This is a genomic window from Ochrobactrum chromiisoli, assembly GCF_026241335.1.
Classification (GTDB): domain Bacteria; phylum Pseudomonadota; class Alphaproteobacteria; order Rhizobiales; family Rhizobiaceae; genus Brucella; species Brucella chromiisoli.
On sequence record NZ_JAPHAV010000043.1, the window covers coordinates 1 to 3,946 of the forward strand.

A 3,946-nucleotide genomic window follows, 5' to 3' on the forward strand; every position below is an offset into this window, starting at 1 on the left:
CCCACACAAGACGGTAATTTCATTGCGACTTGCCAGATCACCGGCAAAGGCGCGAGCGGTCGCACTCGTCATCATGCTTTATCAAATCTCCTTTCGTCCAAATGGGCGACAGTAATGGACCGCGCCACGGAAAGCTCTTTTGAGGCTGGAAGTGCGGCAGCGGAAAACGCCCGTGAGGTGTCCCGGCAAAGGCCGGATGACGGTAGCGTGAGCCATGCCGGAGCGGGTGAAAGCCCCGCAACTGTTTCCCCTTCGTCTGCTTCCCCTGCCTCCCAAGCGGCAGACGAAAAAGCCGTGCCACCTTTCAATAAGCGTGGCACGGCTCTCCTTTCGAGCGAGGGCGGCGATGAGGAATAAACCTCGCTCAATCTCAATTCTCAGAACTTGCGGGGCGCTTTTTGCGCGTTCTTTCAAGTCCAGCACTTTCTCCCGCAACAGTGGGCGCGGGGTGCTGGCGCGTGGTGGCAGGCCTCTTTTGAACCTTGAACACTTCACTACGCCTTTCCGCGTCTTCGTCATTTCTTCGGGCTATCGCGGCTTTACGAGCGTTTTGCAGAACTCTCCAAGCCGCGTGTCCGATGTGTTCCAAACAGTCTCTCCATCTACGATTTCGTTTCAGGCTCTTGCTGTCCTGAAACGTAGCTGGAGAGCTTTGCAATGTCCGACAAAGGTTTTGAAGGATCTGACAAAATGAGTGTCGATTTCGTCAGCAACGCAAAAGGTATGAGCGAATTCATCCTTGAACGGACCTTCCGGGGTCCGGGCGATACTGTTGACGCCGCAATGCACCGTGCCGAGCGCCTTTATGGAGCGCCAGCATCTTGGATGCACCGCCTGCGATACCGTTCAATCAAAGACATGCCTGTGTCCGCTTATGCGGCAATCGTGCGCGCTTACAAGGCCGTAAGCGACGCATCAGACAAAACATACGAAGCCGAGAGGGAATTGGCTCATGCGCGTCATTCGAAACTGCTTGGCCTCACTGATACTTTGGCTGGAGCGCCACTCAGTGACCGCATGGCAGAAGTTGCGCCAGTACTGGCGACGAAAAGTCCAGCGGCAAAAGGATCAGGAAACCTATCCGACCAGAATAGAGAAGGGCGATAAATGACCGTTGTTGCGTCAAACTATGCTCGTGCTGAAAATGATCTGTACCAGACAGAGCCTTGGGCTACTGAAGCCTTTCTGCGCCACTTTCCGGTTCGTGGACTCTACGTATGGGAGCCAGCCGCAGGCAATCACCTGATGGCTGATGTTTTGCGCGACAACGGCGGAATCGTCCGTACCTCTGACATTGCCACATACGACCGTGAGCACGACGCCTTATTCGATTTTCTGAAAGACCGCCCACACAATGAGCCTTCCATAGAGGCAATCATTACAAACCCGCCTTACGGCAAAGGAAACCGTGACGCGGTGAGTTTTGCGCGCCTTGCGCTGGAACGCTGTGATGGCATCGTTGCGTTGTTGCTTACGGCCAAATTCGATTTTGGCAAAACCCGCTCCGACCTGTTCCGTGACAATCCTCGCTTCTGGGCCAAGATTGCACTTGTTGACCGCATCCAATGGTTTCCGGGCGATTCCTCCGGCACCGAAGATCATGCTTGGTATGTCTGGGGGCCAAAGGGTGGAGCATATTCACCGCGCATTCTTTGGGAAGGCCGCACTCCGACTTTAGGGGAGGCAGCATGAACCTCTTTCACGCCGCTCTCGTCTCAGCACTTTCGACGGCTCTCACCATCGCCTTGATTGGCGCTGGCGCGTTCCTGCTCGCGTGGAGATACCTATGAACATCACACTCCAGCAAAAGCTAGCCGGTATCGAGAAGATCAGAAACGAGCGCCTGTGGTGGCTTGGTGATTTCTCATCTGGCAAGAACAAGCGGCCAGATCACGAACTGGAAAACCGTCGTGGTGACGTAGCTGTGCTTGAAGCAGTCGCACAGGATTATCGCAACGCCATCGCCCGCAAGGCAGAAGGCGAGGCGGCAGCATGATCAAGCTCGCTCTCCCATTCCCGCCGTCTGTCTGGGATATTTACGAAGGCCATGGAAAAACCAAGCACCGCACGAGCGCCTATAACAAATGGCGCGATGACTGCGGGTATTTCCTCAACGGCAAGAATGAATTCATTGACGGGCCTTTCAGCATCTCAGTTGCTTTGAGGCGTCCGCATAAGCGCATGGACCTCGACAATCGCATGAAAGCGCTTCTCGACGTTCTCCAGCATTACAAGGTCATCAAGAACGACAACCTCTGTGAACGCCTCACAATGACGTGGGATGCCGGTTTGAAAGAGGAGTGCGTCGTCATCTTGCAGCGCGCCGAGGAGGCGCAGTCCGCATGATCAAGCCTGAAATCCTTGATGCCATGGTTGCCAGCGGTTGCACAGCCGAGCAGATTGCTGCGGTCGTTAAGGCTTCGATGTCTTCGCGATCATCAAACGCTGAACGGCAGGCCCGTTTCCGTGCCAAGCGAAAGACACAGCAGGGCGTTACTAGTAACGAAAGTAACGTTACGGGCGTTACGGTAACGGATGTGGTTTCCCCTAAAAAAGAAACCTCCCCCACACCCCCTAAAGAAAAAACTACCCCTTCCACAATTTCGGAAGCTAACGCTTCCTCAATTTCGCTCGAAACTGAGTTCGAGCAACAGTTTTGGCCAGCCTATCCCCGCCGTGTCGGCAAGGGTCAGGCTCTCAAGGCCTTCCGTGCTGCTCGAAAGCAAAGCGATCTGGAAACGATCATGGCTGGCATTCGTCGCTATGCCGCCAGCCGCCAAGGCGAAAACCCCGAATACACGAAACACGCTTCGACGTGGCTCAACGGCCAGTGCTGGCTCGATGAAGCCGATCCGAAATTCTCTGCACATCGATCAGATCCGCCGTACCGACGTGGTGAGAGCGCGACTGACATTTGGCGAGACGAACTGATTGAGAGAGGAATTTTACGAGATGAACCAGATAGCCACCAATCAAGCATACTCGATGTTGGTCACGGAGGAGGATATTTCGAAGGCAATGTACATCCTCTCCGCATTGCCAGCGCGGGTTCAAAGTGACCGTAAGTTGTTCAAGGAAGTCTATTTCCGGGCGCTTCATGGTGTTTCTCGTCACAGCTTAGAAATGGCTGTCCAGAACATCATTCAGGGACATTCAGAGCTACAGCATGGTTTCATGCCTTCGCCGCCAGAACTCCGCCGTGAGTGCGAGCGCGTCATGAAGCCGATCCTCGACAGCATGGCTTATGTCCGTGAGGTAGAGGCAGCGCGCAGGGAAGCAGCAGAGCATCATCGCAAGGCCAGCAAAATAGACAATACCAAAGGCCGCAAAATTATCGCCGTTGGGATCGATCATGGCTCATGGGTGCACCGTGCAAAGCATGAATATCCTGTCGGTTCGCTATGGGTCGCAAAAACCGGGACGGTTTACGGGCCACTGAGTGTGGAGGCCGCATGATGCTTTCAACTCATCACCCTATGGGAAAACACAAAGGCTACGCTCCAGCACTTATCAAGCGCATTGGAAGCCAGAAGAAAGTTCTTAACGGAAATTCATGTCCAGCACAGGCCCACAGGCTTTTCCGCAAAGGCTACGACACAGTGGAGATAGCAAGGATTATGGGAAAGACGGAGGCGGAAGCGGAAAGGCTCCTGCACATGGCACGAAACAAGCTGCGCGGCATTGAGCAAGCGGCATAGGAGAGGGCGATGGAAATCCCAGCCGATCAGTTGAAATTCGAGGTCTACCCAATCCACGGCATCCACCAGAAAGGCGGACAGCATGTCGGCATGCCTAGCGGGGTGCAAGTGACACATCTGCCCTCAGGCATCAAGGCATACGTCGATATCGGACGCTCGCAGCACGATCACAAGCAAATCGCGATGGAAATGATTTTAGCGGCAATCACCCATCCGAAATTCAGATAACCCCAGGCGATGAGGAAACA

8 protein-coding genes and 1 pseudogene are annotated in these 3,946 nt (G+C 54.4%); all 9 read left to right on the forward strand.

The genetic code is table 11. From position 1 onward, the window contains the following. Nucleotides 1-357 (forward strand): annotated as a pseudogene (locus OPR82_RS22565) (hypothetical protein); the annotation flags it as partial. 300 nt (nucleotides 358-657) lie between these two features. Further along, nucleotides 658-1,107, forward strand: a complete 450-nt coding sequence (locus OPR82_RS22570) for a hypothetical protein (RefSeq protein ID WP_265987198.1) — start codon at nucleotides 658-660, stop codon at nucleotides 1,105-1,107. Continuing rightward, nucleotides 1,108-1,692, forward strand: coding sequence for a hypothetical protein (locus OPR82_RS22575; protein ID WP_265987199.1), 585 nt, complete (start codon nucleotides 1,108-1,110; stop codon nucleotides 1,690-1,692). Between the two features lie 94 nt (nucleotides 1,693-1,786). Beyond that, nucleotides 1,787-1,996, forward strand: coding sequence for a hypothetical protein (locus OPR82_RS22580; protein ID WP_265987200.1), 210 nt, complete (start codon nucleotides 1,787-1,789; stop codon nucleotides 1,994-1,996). After that, the gene (locus OPR82_RS22585; RefSeq protein ID WP_265987201.1) at nucleotides 1,993-2,346 is read left to right on the forward strand and encodes a RusA family crossover junction endodeoxyribonuclease; all 354 of its coding nucleotides are present in this window, start codon (nucleotides 1,993-1,995) and stop codon (nucleotides 2,344-2,346) included. The genes OPR82_RS22580 and OPR82_RS22585 overlap by 4 nt, the downstream gene beginning before the upstream one ends. Continuing rightward, nucleotides 2,343-3,059: a hypothetical protein gene (locus OPR82_RS22590; protein WP_265987202.1), complete on the forward strand. Its 717-nt coding sequence runs from the start codon at nucleotides 2,343-2,345 to the stop codon at nucleotides 3,057-3,059. Before OPR82_RS22585 ends, OPR82_RS22590 begins: the two co-directional genes overlap by 4 nt. Nucleotides 3,060-3,123: 64 nt before the next feature. Further along, complete coding sequence (locus OPR82_RS22595; protein WP_265987204.1) at nucleotides 3,124-3,456, forward strand: hypothetical protein; 333 nt, start codon at nucleotides 3,124-3,126, stop codon at nucleotides 3,454-3,456. Next, nucleotides 3,453-3,698, forward strand: coding sequence for a hypothetical protein (locus OPR82_RS22600; RefSeq protein ID WP_265987206.1), 246 nt, complete (start codon nucleotides 3,453-3,455; stop codon nucleotides 3,696-3,698). Before OPR82_RS22595 ends, OPR82_RS22600 begins: the two co-directional genes overlap by 4 nt. Before the next feature lie 9 nt (nucleotides 3,699-3,707). Further along, entirely contained in the window at nucleotides 3,708-3,926 is a 219-nt protein-coding gene (locus OPR82_RS22605; RefSeq protein ID WP_265987207.1) for a hypothetical protein, read from the forward strand. Nucleotides 3,927-3,946: the final 20 nt, after the last annotated feature.